The sequence below is a fragment of the Klebsiella sp. OBRC7 genome (assembly GCF_000293135.1).
In the GTDB taxonomy this organism is placed as follows: Bacteria; Pseudomonadota; Gammaproteobacteria; order Enterobacterales; family Enterobacteriaceae; genus Klebsiella; species Klebsiella michiganensis.
Genome location: NZ_ALNJ01000072.1, coordinates 1 through 21,518, shown reverse-complemented (window position 1 = coordinate 21,518; position 21,518 = coordinate 1). Strand labels below are relative to the sequence as shown.

The window sequence follows — 21,518 nt, the reverse complement described above, 5'->3', positions numbered from 1 at the left end:
CCCGTCCGGGGCGCACAGGAGCGTATTATGTATAAAAAAATCTCGCTGACGCTGGTTATTCTTGCGCTCGGGGGCTGTCGTATCGTCTCTCAGCAGGAGCTGGCCGATCTTAAATCTCCGCCCAACCCGCATATGGCGGATATCGATCGGACATGGCAAGACCAGCTGGTTCCCCAGGTTGTGGCTAAAGCCCGCCCCGTTGCCGGGCTGATGACCGCCCTGCGCGCGGCGAAAGATATCGATAGCGCCTGCAAAACCTTAGGCTATCGCGCTCAGGACGAAAACCCCTGCGTGTTTTACGTCAAAGTCGAAGGCAATATCAGCAAAATTGATTCCGCTTCGCGCAGCGGAAAAATGACGATTCAGGATATCAGCGGCGGCAACGTGGTGGTGCAAATTGGCCCAACGCTGCGCGGCACATTATTACGCGACGGCTACCAGGGCGCCAGCTATCAGGACTTTAACGATCAGGTGCTGTTTGGCGAATATAGCCGGGCGATTAACGAACATGCGGTCAAGATGATCCAGACGGCGCAGGTGAAAACCGGCGAAGCGGTACAGGTGTACGGCGTGTTCTCGGCCTGGGATATTCCGCAGACCGTGCCTGATATTACGCCAGCCAAAATTGTTCGTTTGGGAGGGCAATAACATGCAGCGGCAAGAACTCGTCAATTCCCAACCAGTCGACTCTGAAGTTATTATCGAAACCCGCGAGTTATCCCGCGTATATCCCGGCGTTGTCGCCTTAGATAGCGTGAATTACCGGGTCTATCGAAATAAAGTAAACGTTCTGATCGGTGAAAATGGTGCGGGTAAATCCACCATGATGAAAATGCTTGCTGGCGTTGAAACACCCTCTTCCGGTCAAATTATTCTTGATGGCGCCCCGGTGACCCTTAGCTCGACGCACCAGGCTGAAAAGCAGGGAATCAGCATCATTTTTCAGGAATTAAATTTATTCCCGAATATGAACGTCATGGATAATATTTTTATGGCTAACGAATTCTTTCAAAAAGGGAAGATTAACGAAAAATATCAATATGAGTTAGCCAAATCATTACTGGAAAGACTGGAGCTGAATGTCGATCCCTACACCCAGCTTGGCGAATTAGGCATTGGTCATCAGCAGCTGGTGGAAATTGCGCGCGCGCTTTCTAAGGACACCCGGGTATTAATTATGGATGAACCCACTTCCGCGCTCAGCCAGTCGGAAGTCAAAATCCTGTTTAACGTGATCGAACAGCTTAAACGCCGCGGCGTCACCATTATCTATATTTCCCACCGTCTGGAAGAGCTGATGGAAATTGGCGACCACATCACTATTTTCCGCGACGGGCGCTTTATCAGCGAACGCGAGGTCAGCGACGCCAGTATTCCGTGGATTATCGAACAGATGGTCGGCGATAAGAAAAAACATTTCGACTACCGGCCGGCGCCGAAAGGCGAAGCGGTCCTTGCCGTTGAAGGTCTGACGGCGCTGCACCCCAGCGGCGGCTATAAGCTCAACGATGTGACCTTTACCTTAAGTAAGGGAGAAGTGATCGGCATCTACGGCCTGCTCGGCGCCGGACGCACGGAGCTGTTTAAAGGCCTGGTCGGCCTGATGCCCTGCCAGAACGGTAACGTCCATCTCAACGGCGAAAATATCGAAAAGGCCCCGTTCCAGGCGCGGCTGAAAAAAGGGCTGGCGCTGGTACCTGAAGACCGTCAGGGCGAAGGCGTGGTGCAGATGATGTCGATTCAATCGAATATGACCCTCTCTGATCTCAGCCTGCAGGGATTTCGCCGGGCGTGGAAATGGCTGAATCCGCAGAAAGAAATCGCCTGCGTCAAAGAGATGATTCGCGAACTGGCGATCAAGGTGAGCGACCCCGATCTGCCTGTCACCTCGCTCAGCGGCGGCAACCAACAAAAGGTGGTGCTCGGCAAAGCGTTGATGACGAAGCCGGAAGTGGTGTTTCTCGACGAGCCCACTCGCGGTATCGATGTCGGCGCGAAAACCGACGTTTATCACCTGATCGGCAAAATGGCCCAGCAGGGTCTGGCAGTGATGTTCTCTTCATCGGAGCTGGATGAAGTGATGGCGCTGGCGGATCGCATCCTGGTGATGGCCGATGGCCGGATTACCGCCGATTTACCGCGTCATGCGGTGACCCGCGAAAAATTAATCGCGGCTTCAACACCTCAAGATTAATCAGGCTGGAACCCATCATGAACCAGAAATATATGATTTATATGTACCTGCTGAAGGCCAGAACGTTCATCGCTCTGCTGCTGGTTATCGCGTTCTTCAGCGTGATGGTACCGAATTTCCTGACCACATCTAACCTGCTGATTATGACCCAGCACGTGGCCATCACCGGCCTGCTGGCCATCGGCATGACGCTGGTTATCCTGACGGGCGGTATCGATCTTTCCGTCGGCGCCGTGGCCGGCATCTGCGGCATGGTGGCCGGGGCGCTGTTAACCAACGGCCTGCCCTTATGGAACGGCAGCGTTATCTTCTTCAACGTACCGGAAGTGATCCTCTGCGTGGCGCTCTTCGGCGTGCTGGTCGGCTTCGTTAACGGCGCGGTCATCACCCGCTTCGGCGTCGCGCCCTTTATCTGCACCCTGGGCATGATGTATGTCGCCAGAGGCTCGGCGCTGCTGTTCAACGACGGCAGCACCTACCCCAACCTCAACGGTATGGAAGCGCTGGGCAACACCGGTTTCTCCACCCTGGGATCCGGGACGCTGTTAGGCATCTATCTGCCAATCTGGCTGATGATCGGCTTCCTGCTGCTGGGCTACTGGCTAACCACCAAAACCCCGCTGGGCCGCTATATCTACGCCATCGGCGGTAACGAATCCGCCGCACGCCTGGCCGGCGTGCCTATCGTCAAAGCAAAAATCTTTGTTTACGCCTTCTCCGGCCTGTGCTCGGCGTTCGTTGGCCTTATCGTCGCCTCCCAGCTACAAACCGCGCACCCGATGACCGGCAATATGTTCGAAATGGACGCCATCGGCGCCACCGTGCTCGGCGGAACCGCGCTGGCGGGCGGTCGCGGTCGGGTGACCGGCTCAATCATCGGCGCGTTCGTCATCGTCTTCCTCGCCGACGGCATGGTGATGATGGGCGTCAGCGATTTCTGGCAGATGGTCATTAAGGGGGTGGTTATCGTCACCGCCGTCGTCGTCGACCAGTTCCAGCAAAAACTGCAGAACAAAGTCATCCTGATGCGCCGTCATGAGGAGAAGCTGGCTGCGGCAGGAGCCACCAGTTAATCACGTCTTTATTACCCCGCCGGACCCTCTGCCGTCCGGCCTCTATAAGGGATGAAAAATATGCAAAGAAATTTCACAAATAAAACGGTGGTTATCACCGGGGCCTGCCGCGGAATTGGCGCCGGTATTGCCGAGCGCTTTGCTCGCGACGGCGCGAATCTGGTGATGGTCTCTAACGCCGAGCGCGTCCACGAAACGGCGGAAACCTTACGCCAGCGCTATCAGGCCGATATCCTGTCGTTGCAGGTTGATGTCACCGATGAAGCGCAGGTGCAGTCGCTGTACGAGCAGGCGGCGGCGCGTTTTGGCACCATCGACGTCTCTATCCAGAACGCGGGGGTGATCACCATCGACTATTACGATCGTATGCCGAAGGCCGACTTTGAAAAAGTGCTGGCGGTTAACACCACCGGCGTCTGGCTGTGCTGCCGCGAAGCCGCCAAATATATGGTCAAACAGAACCACGGCAGCCTGATCAACACCTCTTCCGGCCAGGGCCGCCAGGGGTTTATCTACACCCCGCACTATGCCGCCAGCAAAATGGGCGTGATCGGCATCACCCAGAGCCTGGCCCACGAGCTGGCGCCGTGGAATATCACCGTCAACGCCTTCTGTCCGGGCATTATCGAAAGCGAGATGTGGGATTACAACGACCGCGTCTGGGGCGAAATCCTCAGCACCGAGCAGAAGCGCTACGGTAAAGGCGAGCTGATGGCGGAGTGGGTCGAAGGCATTCCGATGAAGCGCGCCGGCAAACCGGAAGACGTTGCCGGGCTGGTGGCATTCCTGGCTTCCGATGATGCGCGCTACCTCACCGGGCAGACCATCAATATCGACGGCGGCTTGATTATGTCGTAGTTGGGCTGTTTCCCCGGGTTGCGGCTGACGCCTTACCCGGGCTACAGATCGGCACGGTTTGGTCGCCTGGCGTGCCGCAGGATATTTATTCAGAGAGAAATGACTATGATCGCAAAAGATTTTGCCCAACAGCTGTTTAATCTGCAGGACCGCGTAGCCTTTGTCACCGGCGCGGGCAGCGGCATCGGCCAGATGATTGCTTACGGGCTCGCCAGCGCGGGGGCTCGGGTCGTCTGCTTCGATCTCCGTGAAGACGGCGGCCTTGCAGAAACCGTCAAAAATATTGAAGCCATCGGCGGAGAGGCCTGCTTCTACACCGGCGATGTGCGCCAGCTCAGCGACCTACGCGCCGGCGTGGCATTAGCGAAAAGCCGCTTTGGCCGCCTTGATATCGCCGTCAATGCCGCCGGTATCGCCAACGCCAATCCGGCGCTGGAGATGGAAACAGAGCAGTGGCAGCGGGTGATCGATATTAACCTCACCGGCGTATGGAACTCTTGTAAAGCGGAAGCCGAGCTAATGCAGGAAACGGGCGGCGGTTCGATTATTAATATCGCCTCGATGTCCGGCATTATCGTTAACCGCGGCCTCGATCAGGCGCACTATAACTGCTCCAAGGCGGGCGTGATCCACCTGTCAAAAAGCCTGGCGATGGAGTGGATTGGCAAAGGGATTCGGGTCAACTCCATCAGCCCCGGCTACACCGCCACGCCGATGAACACCCGGCCCGAGATGGTTCATCAGACTCGCGAATTCGAAAGCCAGACGCCGATCCAGCGCATGGCGAAGGTTGAGGAGATGGCCGGCCCGGCGCTGTTCCTCGCCAGCGATGCCGCATCGTTCTGTACCGGCGTTGACCTGGTGGTTGATGGTGGTTTTGTCTGCTGGTAGAACGGATTTAGCGTAGAAAAATGCCGGTAAGGGTGAGGTTAACGTCAGCGAAGCAGTATGCAGGGTGGCGGCGCGATTGTTTTAACCGGTCGATGTTCTCTCGCCGTCCATCCTGCCCCCATAAGCAGAAAAAGGTGCCTTAAGGTTCCTTACCCAGCCTGCGGATAAGCGGGGATAGCTCCCCGCATACCGGCTACTTCTTCGTTTCGTAAGCGAGAACGGCCTTGAACTCCATACTACGTTCTTTGATGCTCAGCTCGCACAGCGAATCGCGCACCATTAACGTCAATCCCAGCGCTGTCAGACACAGCACGATGATTGCCACCAGGGCGTATGTTGTCAGCATCTCGTTGCCTCCATGCGAAGAAGAGGCTACTATCCAACGTGCTAGGGTTGGATCGTGAGCCTCAGGTTGATGGGAACATCTCCTGGGGCTTCGTCTTTCTGAATCCTCACCTAAGCCTGAACGCAGAAAGCCTCAGGCACCCGCCGCCATCATACGCTTCCCTGCGCAACTCACTGTATATTTAACCAGCTAAATCCCTTTTTCAGAAAACGTTTAGACGGCCTACATTCCGGGGAAGGTCACGCTGTTGCCCGGCGCTTCGCGATGCAGGTGGATAAAGTTCAAATGACGCTCGTACTGGTCAAGAATATCGGTAATGACCTGTTCTTTGCTGTAGTCCATCAGGTCGTTGCCCTGACTCCCTTCCAGCAGGAAGGTCTCCAGACGATAGTAGGTCGACTTCCCGCTGCGCGCCCGGTAGGTAAAGCCGGGAATGGCGTACTGCTGCGGCCAGATCTGATAAACAAAGTTCTGCTCATCGCCCATATGCACCAGCAGGTCAAGATGGCCAAGGCTGTCTCCCTCTTCCGGCGGCAGGCTTTTCAGCTCGACGTAAGCGCCGCGCAGCTTCAGCTCCTGCGCCACCTCTTCCATCGCAGGGAAGCACACCGTCTCCATCATCTGGCGGGTATAGCGCGTGCCGGGGTAGTTCATCAGCCGCGACAGGCGCTTCTTCCAGCTCAGGCGATCCTGCACGCCGAGCGGTCGCGGGGCGGTGTCGCGGTTGGCGCTCTCGCGGCGATAATCCTCAACCTTCAGCGACTTATATAACCCCGCCATCACGAAGAAGATCACGAAGCTAAACGGCAGCCCCATAATCACCGTTGCGTTCTGCAGGGCGGAAATGCCGTTAGTCATCAGCATCCCCAGGGTCAGCAGGCCGATAACCATCGACCAGAAGATGCGCAGCCAGTTTGGCGCATCGCTGTTGATATCCTTCAGCGTCGAGGTGAAGTTACCCAGCACCAGCGCCCCGGAATCCGCGGAGGTCACATAGAACAGCAGGCCGGTAATGGTTGCCACCGAAGCGCTAAAGGTAAACGCCGGATATTGCGCCAGCAGGTTATAGAAGCCGCGCTCCGGGTGGGCGACCGCCTCGGCGGCGAAGGCCGCGTTGCCGTGGATGATTTCATACAGCGCGCTATTGCCGAACACCGACAGCCACAGCAGGGTAAAGGTGAACGGGATAATCAGCGTTCCCACCACAAACTGACGAATGGTGCGTCCACGTGAAATACGCGCCAGGAACAGGCCGACAAACGGCGACCACGCCACCCACCACGCCCAGAAGAACAGGGTCCAGTTATTCATCCACTCTACCGGACGATCGAAGGCGAAGCTGTTAAGGGTCATGCCCATAAAACGATTCACATAGTCGCCAACGTTGAGCACCAGCGCGTTGAGCAGAAACTCGGTGTCGCCCATAAACAGGATGAACAGGATCAGCCCGAGGGCCAGCACCACGTTAAGCTCGGAAAGAATACGGATGCCTTTATCCACCCCAGAGGTCACCGAGATAGTGGCGATTATCACCGACAGTACGATCAGCGCCGCTTTCGCCCCCAGCGAATCCGGAATATCAAACAGCACGTTGAGGCCGTAGTTTAGCTGCACCACGCCAATCCCGAGGGTGGTGGCGATACCGAAGATGGTGCCGATAACGGCGGCGATATCCACGCTGTGGCCAATCGGACCATTAATCTTCTTGCCGAAGATCGGATAGAGCGCGGAGCGGATGGTCAGGGGTAAATTATAACGATAGCTAAAGTATCCCAGCGCCATCCCCATCAGGGCATACATCGACCATCCGGTCAGCCCGTAGTGAAACAGCGTCCATACCATCGCCTGGCGCGCCGCCTCCATGGTCTGCCCCGCCCCTTCCGGCGGCTGCATATACTGGGTCACCGGTTCGGCGACGGAGAAGAACATCAGGTCGATGCCGATACCGGCGGCGAACAGCATTGCCGCCCAGCTGAGCACGCTAAATTCCGGCTTCGAGTGTTCCGGCCCGAGCTTCACCGAACCGAAACGCGAGCAGGCGATGCACACCACAAACACGATATACAGCGTCGCGGCGAGCAAATAGTACCAGCCAAAGGTGCGGGAAACCCAGTTCAGGGTACGGCCAATCCAGGCCGCGGAAAAATCGCTGAAGAAGAGAGTCATCAGGGAAAACAACAAAATCAGTCCGGCGGAAGTGTAAAAAACCACCGGATTGATTTTGTCCTTTTCTCTGCTCGGCGAAAGGTCTGTCATCCATTCTCCTTACTGTTTTAGCAACTATTAAAACCAAAATCCGCAACAATTAAGACACATTTTATATTGAACGTCCAATCAAAAACCGCTTTAATAGATAAACAAAGCTGATGAATGGAGTCTACGAAATGCCCAAACTGGGGATGCAACCGATACGGCAGCGGCAGCTGATTGACGCCACCCTGGCCGCCATCAATGAAGTGGGAATGCACGATGCCACCGTCGCGCAGATCGCCCGGCGGGCTGGCGTATCGACCGGCATCATCAGCCACTATTTCAAGGATAAGAACGGGTTGCTGGAAGCGACGATGCGCGATATTACCGGCCAGCTGCGCCAGGCGGTGTTGAGCCGCCTGCACGCCCTGCCCGGGGCCGGCCCGCGGGAACGCCTGCGCGCCATCGTGGCGGGCAACTTCGACGATAGCCAGATAAGCAGCGCGGCGATGAAGGCCTGGCTCGCCTTTTGGGCCAGCAGCATGCATCAGCCGATGCTCTATCGCCTGCAGCAGGTCAGCAGCCGACGACTACTGTCGAATATCGTCTATGAGTTTCAGCGCGCCCTGTCGCGCGAAGAGGCGCAGGAGGCCGGATACGGTCTCGCCGCGCTGATCGACGGGCTGTGGCTACGCGCGGCGCTGAGCGGTAAACCGCTGGATAAAGCCCGCGCCGAAACGCTCGCCGAGCACTTCATCAGCCAATACCTGCCACCGACTTCTCACTAATGGAGGACCCATGTCCCGAATGGCCGAACAGCAGCTTTACATCGACGGTGGTTATGTTTCCGCCACCAGCGGTAAAACCTTCGAGACGATTAACCCCGCCAATGGGGAAGTGCTGGCGACCGTCCAGGCCGCCGGGCGCGAAGACGTCGACCGGGCGGTAAAAAGCGCCCAAAAAGGGCAAAAAATCTGGGCGGCGATGAGCGCCATGGAACGTTCGCGCATTTTGCGTAAAGCGGTGGATATTCTGCGTGCTCGCAACGACGAACTGGCGCGTCTGGAAACCCTCGATACCGGCAAACCGCTGAGCGAAACCGCCGCCGTCGATATCGTCACCGGCGCGGATGTGCTGGAGTACTACGCGGGCCTGATCCCGGCGCTGGAAGGGAGCCAGATCCCGCTGCGCGACAGCGCATTTTTCTATACCCGCCGGGAACCGCTGGGGGTGGTCGCCGGGATCGGCGCCTGGAACTATCCGATCCAGATCGCCTTATGGAAATCAGCCCCGGCGCTGGCGGCCGGAAACGCGATGATCTTTAAGCCGAGTGAGGTCACCCCGCTCACCGCCCTGAAGCTGGCGGAAATTTACCGCGAGGCGGGACTGCCGGCGGGGGTATTTAACGTGCTGCCGGGCACCGGCGCCGAAACCGGCCAGTATCTCACCGAGCACCCGGACATCGCCAAAATCTCCTTTACCGGCGGCGTCGCCAGCGGCAAAAAAGTGATGGCCAACGCCGCCGCTTCTTCACTGAAAGAAGTGACCATGGAGCTGGGCGGTAAATCGCCGCTGATCGTCTGCGAAGACGCCAGCCTCGACCTCGCCGCCGACATCGCGATGATGGCTAACTTCTATAGCTCAGGACAGGTCTGCACCAACGGCACCCGGCTATTCGTTCCGGCGCGCCTGAAGGCGGCGTTTGAAGAGAAAATCCTCGCTCGCGTGGCGCGTATCCGCCCCGGCGATCTGTTTGCTGAAAGCACCAACTTCGGACCGCTGGTGAGCTTTCCACACCGCGAGAACGTGCTGCGCTACATCGAGACGGGTAAACAAGAAGGCGCGCGCCTGCTCTGCGGCGGCGAGGTGCTGAAAGGCGAAGGCTTCGACCGCGGCGCGTGGGTCGCCCCGACGGTGTTTACCGACTGCGATGACCAGATGACCATCGTCCGGGAAGAGATCTTCGGCCCGGTGATGTCGATTCTGAGCTACGACGATGAAGAAGAGGCCCTCCGCCGCGCCAACGCCACCGAATATGGCCTCGCCGCCGGCGTCGTCACGCCGGATTTAAACCGCGCCCATCGCCTGATTCATCAGCTGGAGGCCGGGATCTGCTGGATCAACACCTGGGGTGAATCCCCGGCGGAGATGCCGGTTGGCGGCTACAAGCACTCCGGTATTGGCCGCGAAAACGGCGTACAGACGCTGCACAGCTACACCCAGGTCAAATCCATCCAGGTTGAGATGGGTCCGTTTCAATCCATATTTTAACCAGGAGGTCATTTTTGCAGTTTGACTACATTATTATTGGTGCCGGTTCCGCCGGCAACGTACTGGCGACACGATTGACGAAAGATCCCGATACCACCGTCCTGCTGCTGGAAGCGGGCGGCCCGGATTACCGTTTCGACTTCCGCACCCAGATGCCCGCCGCGCTGGCCTTTCCCCTCCAGGGTCGGCGCTATAACTGGGCTTACGAGACCGAGCCTGAACCGCATATGAACCATCGCCGCATGGAGTGCGGACGCGGAAAAGGCCTCGGCGGATCCTCGTTAATTAACGGCATGTGCTATATCCGTGGCAACGCCATGGATCTCGACAACTGGGCCTCGGCGCCGGGGCTGGAGCACTGGAGCTACCTCGACTGCCTGCCCTACTACCGCAAAGCGGAAACCCGCGATATCGGCGCCAACGACTACCACGGCGGCGACGGCCCGGTCAGCGTCACCACGCCAAAGCAGGGCAATAATCCGCTGTTCCACGCGATGATTGAAGCCGGCGTACAGGCCGGCTACCCCCGCACCGACGATCTCAACGGCTATCAGCAGGAAGGGTTTGGCCCGATGGATCGTACCGTGACGCCGCAGGGACGCCGCGCCAGCACCGCGCGCGGCTATCTCGACCAGGCGCGCGCGCGTCCCAATCTGACTATTCGCACCCACGCGCTGACCGATCATATTATTTTTGCCGGCAAGCGCGCCGTCGGCGTCGAATGGCTGGAGGGCGACAGCGCCGCGCCGTCAAAAGCCACCGCCAATAAAGAAGTGCTGCTCTGCGCGGGGGCTATCGCTTCGCCGCAGATCCTGCAGCGCTCCGGCGTCGGCAACCCGGAACTGTTGCGCCAGTTCGATATTCCGCTGGTTCACGCCCTGCCCGGCGTCGGCGAGAACCTGCAGGATCATCTGGAGATGTACCTGCAGTACGAATGTAAAGAGCCGGTGTCGCTTTACCCGGCGCTGCAGTGGTGGAACCAACCGAAAATCGGCGCCGAGTGGCTGTTCGGCGGGACCGGCATTGGCGCCAGCAACCAGTTTGAAGCGGGCGGATTTATTCGCAGCCGGGAAGCCTTTGCGTGGCCGAATATTCAGTACCACTTCCTGCCGGTAGCGATTAACTACAACGGCTCAAACGCGGTGAAAGAGCACGGATTCCAGTGCCACGTCGGCTCCATGCGCTCCCCAAGCCGCGGCCACGTGCGTCTGAAGTCGCGCGACCCGCACCAGCATCCGGCGATCCTGTTCAACTATATGTCGCATGAACAGGACTGGCAGGAGTTCCGCGACGCCATTCGCATCACCCGTGAGATCATGAGCCAGCCGGCGCTGGATAACTATCGCGGCCGGGAGATCAGTCCGGGCATTGAGTGCCAGAGCGATGCCGAACTGGATGAGTTCGTGCGCAACCATGCGGAAACCGCCTTCCACCCCTGCGGTACCTGTAAAATGGGCTACGACGAGATGGCGGTGGTCGATGGCGAAGGTCGGGTTCACGGGCTGGAAGGCCTGCGCGTCGTCGACGCCTCGATTATGCCGCAGATTATTACCGGCAACCTTAACGCGACCACCATCATGATTGGCGAAAAAATGGCTGACGCCATTCGCGGCCGTCAGCCGCTGCCGAAGAGCACCGCGGCGTATTACGTGGCGAACGGCGCGCCGGTTCGCCGGTAAGAGTAAGCCCCCGCCCCTCTCCCTGCGGGAGAGGGTTAGGGTGAGGAAAAACTAGCGAAAATCTTCCAGCCGCTTTATCTGCCGTCCACCAGCATCAAAGTTCTCCGGCGCCAGCCACGCCCGTAGCGCCGCGTCGCGCGCGTGCCATTCGCTATCAATAATCGACAGCATATCGCTATCGCGGGTGCGTCCTTTGCGCACCATCCTCTGGCGAAGACGCCCTTCCCAGGTAAACCCCAGCCGGTCGGCGGCGCGGCGGGAGGCGAGATTCATCGAGTCGCACTTCCACTCCAGCCGACGATAGCCGTGAGCAAAACCATTTTGCAGCAGCAGCCATACCGCCTCGGTGCCGAGCGGCGTATTTTTCATCGCCCGCGACCAGGTGACGTGGCCAATCTCCACCGTGCCCATCGCCCGTTCAATCGCCATATAGCTGACCAGCCCGACGGCCCGCTCGGCATGCAGATCGATAACCGCATACGGCACCAGCCCGTCGTCCATGACCTTGCCGGTGATCCAGTGCGCCGTTGACTCCACGCTCTGCGGGCAGTTGCTGGCAAGCCACGTCCAGTCGCTGTCATCGCCGAGGGCATACGCGGCAAACAGATCCGCCGCGTGCCACTCGGTATCCAGCGGCTCCAGCCGGCAAAAGCGGCCATTTAACGCCGTGCGGCGCAGAAGCCCCGCGCCCTGCCAGCCGGGCACGCGATCGTTGACCTGCTGACCAAATTCATTGATTTCCGGCACGCTTATCTCTCCCGTAGTGTTATCAGGTTGTTATATCAAGAAACCCGGATTGCAGGAAGATGCTGGCAGAATAAGCTATTAAGTTAAGATGGGTTGAAAATTAGCCCCGCTTGCGCGAGGCTTAGCGGGACTACGAGTGGATGGCCCCGGTAAGGCGTTTACGCCGCGACCCGGGAAATCATCCTCTTACTTCGCCAGGCTCGCGAAGCGGGCGAATACCGCATCAAAAATCGCCAGCCCTTTTGCCACCTGTTCGGCGCTGATGGTGCACGGCGGCACCACGTGAATGCGATTTTCCACGACAAACGCCAGCAGGCCGGCTTCGGTCAACGCGCCTTTAATGGCCGCCATATCGGCCGCGCCCAGCGGCGTTTTATGTTCGCGGCTGCTGACCAGCTCCAGCGCCTGGAACAGACCGCGGCCGCGCACGTTGCCGATAATCGCGTGCTTCTCCGCCAGCGCTTCCAGCCCCGGACGCAGCACCTCATTGCCGATGGTCGCCGCGTTTTCCACCACCTTCTCTTCTTTCATCGCGTCAATGGTGGCGACAATCGCCGCCATCGCCAGCGGATGGCCGGAATAGGTCAGCCCCCCGGCAAAGAAATGGTCATCAAAGTAGCGGGCGATTGGCTCGCTAATCAGCACGCCGCCGGCCGGGACGTAGCCGGCGTTAACCCCTTTGGCGAACGTCACCAGATCTGGCACCACGCCATCCTGCTCAAAGGCGAACCAGCTCCCGGTACGACCAAAACCGGCCATCACTTCATCGAGGATCAGCACAATACCAAACTCGTCGGCCAGCGCCCGCACGCCCTGCATATAGCCCTCCGGCGGGACAAGAATCCCGGCAGTGCCCGGAATCGACTCCAGCAGAATCGCGGCTATCGCGTTCGGGCCTTCGCATTCGATCATCCGCCGCAGATGGGCCAGCGCGCGCTGGCACTCCTCCTCTTCCGTCGTGGCGTTAAATTCGCTGCGGTAGAGATAGGGGTTAAAGAAGTGAACGTGACCGCGCGAATACTCGTTCGGCACGCGCCGCCAGTCACCGGTGGCGGCAATCGCGCTGCCGGTATTACCGTGATAGGAGCGATAGGCGGAGAGCACTTTATCGCGCCCGGTATAGAGCCGCGCCATACGGATGGCGTTCTCGTTGGCATCGGCGCCGGCGTTGGTGAAGAACACTTTGCTAAAGCCTTCCGGCGCCAGCTCGACAATCCGCTTCGCCGCTTCGCCGCGGGCGAGGTTGGCGGTGGCGGGCGCGATGGTCACCAGCTCTTCCAGCTGGGCTTTCATCGCCGCCAGCACGCGAGGATGCTGATAGCCAATGTTGACGTTGACCAGCTGGCTGCTGAAATCCAGGTAAGTATTGCCTTCGTAATCCCACAGCTCGCAGCCTTTCGCTCCGGCGATCACCAGCGGATGTAAATTGCCCTGCATCGACCATGAATGAAACACATAAGCGCGATCCAGCTGCCGAACTTCATCATTGCTTATCGCTACCTCGTTCTGTAGTGCCAGCTTCATACCCTGCCCTCTCTCATGTCGTTGTTGTTGGCCTCATCATTGGTCGTTCAGAGGAGAAACGGATAGAGCCAGTCAGGCGAAAATGATGTGACACCGTGTCACATCATTTTCGCCTGACTGGCCCTGTGCCCGCGCGCGAGGGGTTTCTATAGTGGGAGCGTCAACCTGCACAGGAGAATGAAATGGCAACGAGCAAAGTGGTGTTTATTACCGGGGCGACCTCGGGTTTTGGGGAAGCGGCGGCGCAGGTCTTCGCCGATGCGGGCTGGTCGCTGGTGCTGAGCGGACGCCGTTTTGAGCGGCTAAAGAAGTTACAGGACAAGCTCGCCTCGCAGGTGCCGGTGCACATTATCGAACTCGACGTGCGCGATAGCGATGCGGTCGCCGCGGCCGTGGCGGCCCTGCCCGCGGGCTTCGCCGATATCACGGCACTGATTAACAACGCCGGGCTGGCGCTGTCGCCGCAGCCCGCGCAGAAAGTGGATCTGGACGACTGGAAAACGATGATCGATACCAACGTCACCGGGCTGGTTAACGTGACCCACGCGCTGCTGCCGACGCTGATTAACCACGGCGCGGGCGCGAGCATCATCAATATCGGCTCTATCGCCGGGCAGTGGCCCTATCCCGGCAGCCACGTCTACGGCGCCAGCAAGGCTTTCGTGAAGCAGTTCAGCTATAACCTGCGCTGCGATCTGCTGGGGACAGGAGTGCGCGTGACCGATCTCGCGCCGGGGATTGCCGAGACGGAATTTACCCTGGTGCGTACCAAAGGCGACCAGGCGGCGTCGGACAACTTGTATCGCGGCACCACGCCGCTGAGCGCGCGGGATATTGCCGAACAGATGTTTTACATCGCCACGCTGCCGGACCATATGAATATCAACCGGGTCGAGGTGATGCCGGTGCGTCAGGCCTGGCAGCCGTTCGCGATCGATCGGGATTAAGGTTTGGTAGAGCGGAGAGGTGCGTAAGCGCCGCTTCCGGGAGAGTTTCATGCCGCGGCGGATATGCCTCTGAAACAACGGGATATACAGCGATGCCCTGGTGCCCGCTGAAATCGGCGAACCGGAGGGCCGAAGACAAGGGCTGGCCGCCAGGGATGGCGGACAGAGGCGAATCGAGACAGTGATGTCGAGTTGAGCCGACCGCAGGCTGAGGTCCGGGAGGTGAGCGCAGTGCGCAGCACCGATTTCTTTGCGGGACCGCGGGGATTGTAAAGGGGGAGACGGTTTTCTCCCCCTTTACCCGTTCACCTACCACGTTGAGACATTTTCTGCGGGATAATAGTGAACGGAACCCTTGCACGCTTTCCCGGAGGCGGCGCTTGACGCGCCTGTCCGGGCTACTCGATCTTCCCAATCTGCCCCCCTCCAACACCGGGCCCGGAAATCCCGGGTCGCGGCGTAAACGCCTTACCCGGGCTACTCCCCGCTGACGGCTGGAAACCCGTAGCCCCGGTAAGCGCAGCGCGACCGGGGAGAACGGCCCTGATGCTTACCGGCTGCTCTGCAAAAACTGCCTGACGCGCTCGGAATCCGGATTGGTGAAAAACTTCTCCGGCGGCGCCTTCTCTATCAACAACCCTTTTTCGAGAAACACCACCTCATCCGAGACCTGGCGCGCAAAATCCATCTCATGGGTCACCACCACCATCGTGTAGCCCTCGGCGGCCAGCGCCTTCATCACGCCCAGCACCTCATTGACCAGCTCGGGGTCCAGCGCCGAGGTCGGCTCATCAAACAGAATAACCTCCGGCGACATCGCCAGCGAACGGGCAATCGCCACCCGCTGCTTCTGTCCGCCGGAGAGCGTAATCGGATAAACGTCGGCTTTATGCGCCATCCCCACTTTCTCCAGCTGCTGCATGGCGATGGTTTTGGCTTCATCACGCTTCATCCCCTTCACGTGCAGCAGCGCTTCGCTGACGTTCTGCTGCACCGTCAGGTGCGGCCACAGGTTAAAGCTCTGGAACACCATCCCAACCCGCTCGCGGATTTTCGACAGCTGGCGATGGGACATCGCGCGGCCATTATGCTCATCAATCCCCAGCCGCTGGCCGCTGATGCGGATCTCGCCGCGATCCGGCTGTTCCAGCCAGTTCATGCAGCGCAGCAGCGTCGATTTACCCGACCCCGATGAGCCGAGAATGCTCACCACGGTCCCCTTCTCTACCGTCAGGTTGATATCACGAAGAACTTCAATGTTATCAAACTGTTTAGAGACGTTTTTGACGCTTACAGCAGTAGTATCAGACATGACTCATTCCTCTTCTGACTCCCCAGGCGCTCAGACGCTTAATCAGCAGCTCCAGCAGGATGCTGATCGCCCAGTAGAGCCCAATCGCGACGATAAAAGCGTTAAACGGGATAAAATAAGTGGCCTGCACGCTGTTAGCCGCAGCGGTTATCTCCTGGACGGTGATAATGCTGAGAAACGCGGTATCTTTCAGGCAGATAATCAGCTGGTTCCCCATCAGCGGGAGCGCGGAAGAGAGAATATTGGGCAGAATAATGCGGCGGAATATTTTGTAGCGCGAAAACCCCTGCGCGACCGCCGCCTCAATATAGCCACCGGAAAATACCCGCCGCTGGCTGCGCAAAATCTCAAAGAAATAGGCGCCGTGGTAGATAATTAAGGCAATTAAGCCGGCGGTCCAGGGCTCCATACTAATACCCACTTGCGGCAGCCCGTAATAGAGCAAATAGGCGAGGATCAAAAAGGGAATCGCCCGCATTAAGCTGACAAAGGCAATAATAAGCCGGTTAAGGGTTTTCTTTTGATATTCGCTTAAATAGCACAGGACAACGCCGATAATTAATCCGGCAATTGCCGCGGTAATAAAAAGCTCAAGGGTGGCGAGTAAACCGGCAATAAAGCTGTCGCGCACCGACCAGATAACGGCCCACTGATTCATAGCACCTCCCGTGTTTATCGCGCCAGACGCTTCGCTTTACGCTCGGCCATTCCCTGCAGTTTCAGCAGCAGGCCAATAATCACCACGTACAGCAGACCCGCCGCCAGAATCGGCGAAAGGGGTTCATAGGTGACCGAAGAAATCCGGTTGGTGACGCGCGTCAAATCCACCACGCCAATCACCGCAATGGCCGGACTGCCCTTAATCAGGAACGACATCTCGTTAACCAGCGCGGGCAGGCTTTCAATCCACATCTGCGGCAGCATGATGTAGCGGAAGTAGGCCCAGCGGCGCATCCCGACCGACTCCGCCGCTTCCCGCTGTTCGCGGGGAAAAGTGCGAAAGGCGTTGCGCCAGATTTCGGCGTTAAAGGCCGAGGTATTGAGCGTCAGCGCCACTATCGCTGCGACGTTTTTGTCGAGGTTAATCCCAACGGTCGGCAGAGAAAGAAACAGGAACAGCACCAGCGTGACCAGCGGCGTCGCGCGGGCGAGGCTGATATAGACCACCAGCAGCTGATCGATAACCGGAATGCGCAGCATGCGCACCAGCGCAATCAGCAGGCCAATCACCACCCCAAAGGCAATGGCGATGGCCGAAATCCAGAGGGTCGTCCATGCGCCTTCAATCAGTAACTGCCAGGAAATTGCATCCATGAAGCCCTCCTTCACTCAACGGGCGGCGGTTACCCGCCGCAAAACGCATTACAGACCGGCCAATTTATGGAACTGTTCCGGGCTGGTGATTGGCACGTTCGGAAGATCGTCATAGGTTTCGCCAAACCACTTTTTCTGGAGTTCCGCGAGCTTGCCGGTCTCCTTCATGTGGTTCATAAACTTGGTCATATAGGCCAGCAGCTGCGGCGAGTTTTTCGGGATCGGCCAGGCCATATAGCCCGGGCCGGATACCGCCAGACCTTTGGCGAACACCTTCGGTTTGGCCTTCGCCAGGTCGTTGACCGAGATAACCACGTTAATCACGTAGTCCAGGCGTTTGTTGGCAAGATCGGCGTAAGCTTCCGGGTAGGAGGGATACTCCACCACAGGCCCCAGCTTACCGCCGGTTTTCTCCAGCATCGCTTTCAGTTCCGGCAGCCTTGCCAGCAGCGCGCTGCCCGCCTGCACGCCCACCTTTTTCCCGCTCAGTTCGGCAATGGTGTTCAATGAATTATCGCCCGCGCGTTTGACAAAATAGTGCTGCGCTGACGCCCACGGCGGCGTGAAATCAAAGACCTTGAGACGATCGTCGGTAATTACCGCGCCGGTTAAGGCCATATCGTATTGCCCGGTAGAAACCGCCGCCAATAATCCGGTCCACGGCAAAATGCTCTGGTCGACATTGAATTTCGCATATTTGCGTAATTCATCGAGCATATCTTTGTTGAAGCCATCCGCCTGGCCGTTATTCATAAAGTTAAAAGGCGCGTAATCATCTTCGGTTGCGACTTTCAGGGTGCCAGATTTTTCTATTTCCGGAAGATCCGCGGCGGCTGCGTGATAAGAAAAGGCCATCACCATGATGGCGCCCAGACAAATTGAACCTAATGATTTTTTCATTAATTCACCCCTAATTAATTCGCCAGACGTGTTCACTCCAGAACATGAAAAGGTTTTGCAAAATATGTGCCGACGGAAGTTCCGGTCCGCGACTGATGAATACGTTTTTACTGTAGGGAGCGTTTTTAATTTCCGGATAGAGCCAGATTCACCGCGCGGATGTGTCAGTCATTCTCAGGGTGGTATGGAATTTGCTCCAGTGTCTGTACTGAGCGTTTGAGTAAGGAGCCAGGCATGATCCGACACCTGTTACACGTTGATTTCGACCCGCGCCGCGGTTTGCAGGAGCAGGTGCGCGAGACGCTGATTAACGCCATTCTGGGCGGCATTTTTTCCGCCGACACGCCGCTCCCCTCCTGCCGCCAGCTGGCCAGCCAGCTGCGGGTCTCGCGCAACACCACGGCGCTGGTTTTTGAGGGTCTGGTTAACGAGGGATACCTCGTGAGTCGCCCGCGCAGCGGTTATTACCTGCATCCGGATTACCAGCACGCCAGCCCCGCTTCGGCGCCGGAAGCTGCACCGCAGGACGAGGGTTCTGCACCACGCTGGGGCACGCGGCTGCAAATCACCCCCAGCCAGCAGGAGTCGATTCTGAAGCCGGCCGGCTGGATGAACTACCGCTATCCGTTTATCTACGGCCAGCCGGATACACGCCAGTTCCCGCTGGCGACCTGGCGCTCGGCGGCAAACTGGCTGCACGGCGGGGTTCGCGACCCGGAGTGGGTGGTGGATCACATCGATCGCGACGTGCCGATGCTGATTGAGCAGATCCGCACCCGGGTACTGCCCAAACGCGGCATTGTCGCCTCGCCGGACGAGATTCTGATTACCCTCGGTTCGCAAAACGCGCTGTACCTGCTGACGCGCCTGCTGATGTCATCCAGCACGCGCGTTGGCGTGGAGAATCCCTGCTTCCGCGAGGCCATTAACACCTTTCTGCTTGCCGATACCGATATTGTGCCGCATCCGGTGGATGAACAAGGGATCGTCCTCAACGACGCCCCCTGCGATTACTACTACGTCACCCCCGGGCACCAGGTGCCAACCGGGGTGGCGATGAGTAAGGCGCGGCGCGACCAGCTGCTGGAGCATGCCGCTCGCCATGATGCGGTGATTATTGAGGACGATTACGACTCTGAAAGTAACTTTATGCTCAACCCGCTGCCGGCGCTGAAGGCCAGCGATCGCTGCGGTAGAGTGATCTACGTGAGTAGCCTGTCAAAAGCGCTATCGCCGGGCCTGCGGCTGGGCTTTATGGTCGCTGACCCGGATCTGATTGATGAAGCCCGGGCGCTGCGCCGGCTGGTGTACCGCCATCCGCCGACCAATATTCAGTATCAGATGGCCCATTTCCTCGCCCAGGGCCACTATGAAACCCACCTGCGGCGCTACCATTACGACTCTGCCCAGCGCTGGGACCGTCTCAACAACGCGCTACAGCAGCATCTGCCGGAGTGCCAAATCATCCCCGGCAGCGAACACGCCAACGCGTTCTGGCTGGCCACGCCGGAGCAAATCAACACCCAGCAGCTGACCTGGCGCGCCGCCCACGCCGGGGTGCTGATTGAGCCCGGCGCGCGGCATTTTCTCAGCGACGCGCCGCCGGCTAACTTCTTCCGGATGGGGTTCCACGCCATTCACCCTGACGCCATCGAACAGGGCGTGGAGGTGCTGCGCGGCCAGCTGGCGCAGATGGGCTGAACGCAGGGCCCCTTGCCTTAACGCGGCGCCCTCACGATGATAGCGGCAAATAAGGATGAACGGCGGAAACAATAAGACCGACGGCAAAACACACAAACACGATGCCACCGGTTTTATTCAGCTTAACGAAGGCATTCCCGGACGACATTTTCGTTTTTACGCTGTGTGCGAAAAGGCCGTAGAGTGAATGAATGACAACCACCAGAATACAGAAGGTTATCGACAGCACGCTGAACTGCGGAATAAAGGGCTGCTGCGGATGAATAAACTGGGGAAACAGCGCCATAAAAAACACAATGGGTTTGGGATTAAACAACGACACCAGTACTCCCTGACGAAACCGCTGGCTGGCGGAAGGCATCGTTGAATCGGCAGAAGAGAGAGGTTGATTCAGCGTGCGGGGCACCGAGCGAAAGAGCTTTACGCCCAGATAGATCAGATAGGCCGCCCCAATCCCCTTGACTATCAACAGCGTCAGCTGAGAGGTGGTAATCATCACGCCAACGCTGCTGGCAGCAATAATCGATATGACGCCCATCCCCACCGCCACGCCGATAATCCCCGCCATTGCATTACGCAGATTATAATTCAGGGTGTTGGTCAGCGTCAGAAGCACTCCTGGCCCGGGGCTGGCAATGGTCAGGCTGGCAATCAGTATATAAAGGTAGAGCTGCTGCATTGAAAAAGGATCCTGTACAGAACAGGGCGCGGCTCCGCCCCTGAAATGATTAACAACGTCGTATCTTCAGGACGTGCGCTCGCTCAGCGTCAACAGCACAACCGTACTTGATGTGTTTTGTACACTACCGTAACAATTTTAGATTGTCATCAAATTTAAAATTAACCATATAAATCATAATAATAAAAAACAAACATTTATTTTAAGGCTATTAACCCGCTATTTACCCCACAAAACGTTACTAATAAGTCACCCTATCGCTCGCCGCCGAAACGCTAGCGATATTGCTCATACTCCACGGCTTCGCGAACCTGGTTCAGCGCCGCGCGCAGGCTATCGAAGGGAACGGAGCCGAGGGCGATGCGGATCGCCTGCGGAACGTTCGCTGTAACGCAAAAAGGCTCGGCGGTCGACACGGAAATATGGCGTTCCATCAGCGTTTTCGCCAGCCGATCGGCCCGACTCTCCTCGCCCAGAGGCAGCCAGACAAAATACGAATCCGGATGGCTGACGAAGGGAAGCGCGCCGAGAACCTCGCGGGCAACCCCCTGCCGCCGCCGCGCATCCTGCCGTTTCTGCGCTTCAAAACGCGCCACCGTGCCATCTTCAATCCAGGCGCAGATCAGCGAACTCACCAGCGAAGGGGTGTTCCACGTGGTGGCCCGTATAGCGCGCTCAATCTCCGGCCGATAGCGGGACGGGCAGACAACCGTCCCCACGCGCAGTCCGGTGGCGACGTTTTTCGAAAAGCCGGTGATATAAACCGTGCTTTCCGGCGCATAGCTGGCCACCGGCGGCGGCGGTTGGCGAATCAGGCTGGCGTAGGCGGCATCTTCAATAATCAGCAGGTCGTGCTGGCGCGCGAGATCCGCCAGCGCCTGCCGCTGGCGGG

General features: G+C 58.2%; 20 protein-coding genes. 10 read left to right on the top strand and 10 right to left on the bottom strand.

The genetic code is table 11. From position 1 onward, the window contains the following. Positions 1–27: 27 nt before the first annotated feature. From HMPREF1144_RS14335 to HMPREF1144_RS14315, 5 genes are all read left to right on the top strand, one after another. Entirely contained in the window at positions 28–648 is a 621-nt protein-coding gene (locus HMPREF1144_RS14335) for a DUF2291 family protein (RefSeq protein WP_009653164.1), read from the top strand. 1 nt (position 649) lies between these two features. Then, on the top strand, positions 650–2,194 hold the full coding sequence (locus HMPREF1144_RS14330) for a sugar ABC transporter ATP-binding protein (protein ID WP_009653186.1): 1,545 nt from the start codon (positions 650–652) through the stop codon (positions 2,192–2,194). A gap of 17 nt (positions 2,195–2,211) precedes the next feature. Next, positions 2,212–3,267 carry an ABC transporter permease gene (locus tag HMPREF1144_RS14325; RefSeq protein ID WP_004848640.1) on the top strand — a complete coding sequence of 352 codons (1,056 nt, stop codon included), beginning with the start codon at positions 2,212–2,214 and terminating at the stop codon, positions 3,265–3,267. Between the two features lie 60 nt (positions 3,268–3,327). After that, the gene (locus HMPREF1144_RS14320; protein ID WP_004848639.1) at positions 3,328–4,125 is read left to right on the top strand and encodes an SDR family oxidoreductase; all 798 of its coding nucleotides are present in this window, start codon (positions 3,328–3,330) and stop codon (positions 4,123–4,125) included. A 105-nt stretch (positions 4,126–4,230) separates the two neighbouring features. Next, positions 4,231–5,016, top strand: coding sequence for an SDR family oxidoreductase (locus tag HMPREF1144_RS14315; RefSeq protein WP_004130297.1), 786 nt, complete (start codon positions 4,231–4,233; stop codon positions 5,014–5,016). A gap of 193 nt (positions 5,017–5,209) precedes the next feature. Here HMPREF1144_RS14315 and HMPREF1144_RS31545 read toward each other — a convergent pair whose 3' ends face one another. Further along, entirely contained in the window at positions 5,210–5,362 is a 153-nt protein-coding gene (locus HMPREF1144_RS31545) for a Hok/Gef family protein (RefSeq protein ID WP_004848634.1), read from the bottom strand. 222 nt (positions 5,363–5,584) lie between these two features. Further along, positions 5,585–7,618 (bottom strand): choline transporter, encoded by a 2,034-nt coding sequence (locus HMPREF1144_RS14305; protein WP_009653175.1) that lies wholly within the window; start codon positions 7,616–7,618, stop codon positions 5,585–5,587. 128 nt (positions 7,619–7,746) lie between these two features. Between HMPREF1144_RS14305 and betI the strand changes: the two genes are divergently transcribed. Genes betI through betA form a run of 3 tightly spaced genes read left to right on the top strand, consistent with a single transcriptional unit; the run spans position 7,747 to position 11,502 of the window. Beyond that, entirely contained in the window at positions 7,747–8,340 is a 594-nt protein-coding gene (gene betI / locus HMPREF1144_RS14300; protein ID WP_009653196.1) for a transcriptional regulator BetI, read from the top strand. A 10-nt stretch (positions 8,341–8,350) separates the two neighbouring features. Continuing rightward, a complete protein-coding gene (betB, locus tag HMPREF1144_RS14295) occupies positions 8,351–9,823 on the top strand; it encodes a betaine-aldehyde dehydrogenase (RefSeq protein ID WP_009653191.1) in 1,473 nt (490 codons plus the stop codon). A 14-nt stretch (positions 9,824–9,837) separates the two neighbouring features. Beyond that, complete coding sequence (betA, locus tag HMPREF1144_RS14290; RefSeq protein ID WP_009653176.1) at positions 9,838–11,502, top strand: choline dehydrogenase; 1,665 nt, start codon at positions 9,838–9,840, stop codon at positions 11,500–11,502. A 51-nt stretch (positions 11,503–11,553) separates the two neighbouring features. Here betA and HMPREF1144_RS14285 read toward each other — a convergent pair whose 3' ends face one another. Together HMPREF1144_RS14285 and HMPREF1144_RS14280 are read right to left on the bottom strand one after the other, a co-directional pair. After that, positions 11,554–12,249: a GNAT family N-acetyltransferase gene (locus HMPREF1144_RS14285; RefSeq protein ID WP_009653165.1), complete on the bottom strand. Its 696-nt coding sequence runs from the start codon at positions 12,247–12,249 to the stop codon at positions 11,554–11,556. Positions 12,250–12,435: 186 nt separating this feature from the next. Continuing rightward, positions 12,436–13,773 carry an aspartate aminotransferase family protein gene (locus tag HMPREF1144_RS14280; RefSeq protein WP_009653189.1) on the bottom strand — a complete coding sequence of 446 codons (1,338 nt, stop codon included), beginning with the start codon at positions 13,771–13,773 and terminating at the stop codon, positions 12,436–12,438. Between the two features lie 182 nt (positions 13,774–13,955). Here HMPREF1144_RS14280 and HMPREF1144_RS14275 point away from each other — a divergent pair, with 182 nt between their 5' ends. Continuing rightward, positions 13,956–14,720, top strand: a complete 765-nt coding sequence (locus HMPREF1144_RS14275; RefSeq protein WP_009653166.1) for an SDR family NAD(P)-dependent oxidoreductase — start codon at positions 13,956–13,958, stop codon at positions 14,718–14,720. 550 nt (positions 14,721–15,270) lie between these two features. Here the strand turns inward: HMPREF1144_RS14275 and HMPREF1144_RS14270 are convergent. Genes HMPREF1144_RS14270 through HMPREF1144_RS14255 form a run of 4 tightly spaced genes read right to left on the bottom strand, consistent with a single transcriptional unit; the run spans position 15,271 to position 18,246 of the window. Next, positions 15,271–16,032 (bottom strand): amino acid ABC transporter ATP-binding protein, encoded by a 762-nt coding sequence (locus HMPREF1144_RS14270; RefSeq protein ID WP_009653167.1) that lies wholly within the window; start codon positions 16,030–16,032, stop codon positions 15,271–15,273. Next, entirely contained in the window at positions 16,025–16,690 is a 666-nt protein-coding gene (locus HMPREF1144_RS14265) for an amino acid ABC transporter permease (RefSeq protein WP_009653202.1), read from the bottom strand. The genes HMPREF1144_RS14270 and HMPREF1144_RS14265 overlap by 8 nt, the downstream gene beginning before the upstream one ends. A 14-nt stretch (positions 16,691–16,704) precedes the next feature. Continuing rightward, positions 16,705–17,346 (bottom strand): amino acid ABC transporter permease, encoded by a 642-nt coding sequence (locus HMPREF1144_RS14260; RefSeq protein ID WP_004100025.1) that lies wholly within the window; start codon positions 17,344–17,346, stop codon positions 16,705–16,707. Between the two features lie 48 nt (positions 17,347–17,394). Further along, positions 17,395–18,246, bottom strand: coding sequence for a transporter substrate-binding domain-containing protein (locus HMPREF1144_RS14255; protein ID WP_009653190.1), 852 nt, complete (start codon positions 18,244–18,246; stop codon positions 17,395–17,397). A gap of 234 nt (positions 18,247–18,480) precedes the next feature. On the opposite strand from HMPREF1144_RS14255, the gene HMPREF1144_RS14250 reads away from it, so the two are divergent. Beyond that, positions 18,481–19,947, top strand: a complete 1,467-nt coding sequence (locus HMPREF1144_RS14250) for a PLP-dependent aminotransferase family protein (protein WP_009653183.1) — start codon at positions 18,481–18,483, stop codon at positions 19,945–19,947. A 31-nt stretch (positions 19,948–19,978) separates the two neighbouring features. Here the strand turns inward: HMPREF1144_RS14250 and HMPREF1144_RS14245 are convergent, their stop codons facing one another. Both HMPREF1144_RS14245 and HMPREF1144_RS14240 read right to left on the bottom strand, forming a co-directional pair. Next, positions 19,979–20,626, bottom strand: a complete 648-nt coding sequence (locus tag HMPREF1144_RS14245; protein WP_009653170.1) for a LysE family translocator — start codon at positions 20,624–20,626, stop codon at positions 19,979–19,981. Positions 20,627–20,901: 275 nt separating this feature from the next. Beyond that, on the bottom strand, positions 20,902–21,518 hold a 617-nt coding region (locus tag HMPREF1144_RS14240; RefSeq protein WP_009653163.1), incomplete at its 5' end, for an aminotransferase class I/II-fold pyridoxal phosphate-dependent enzyme.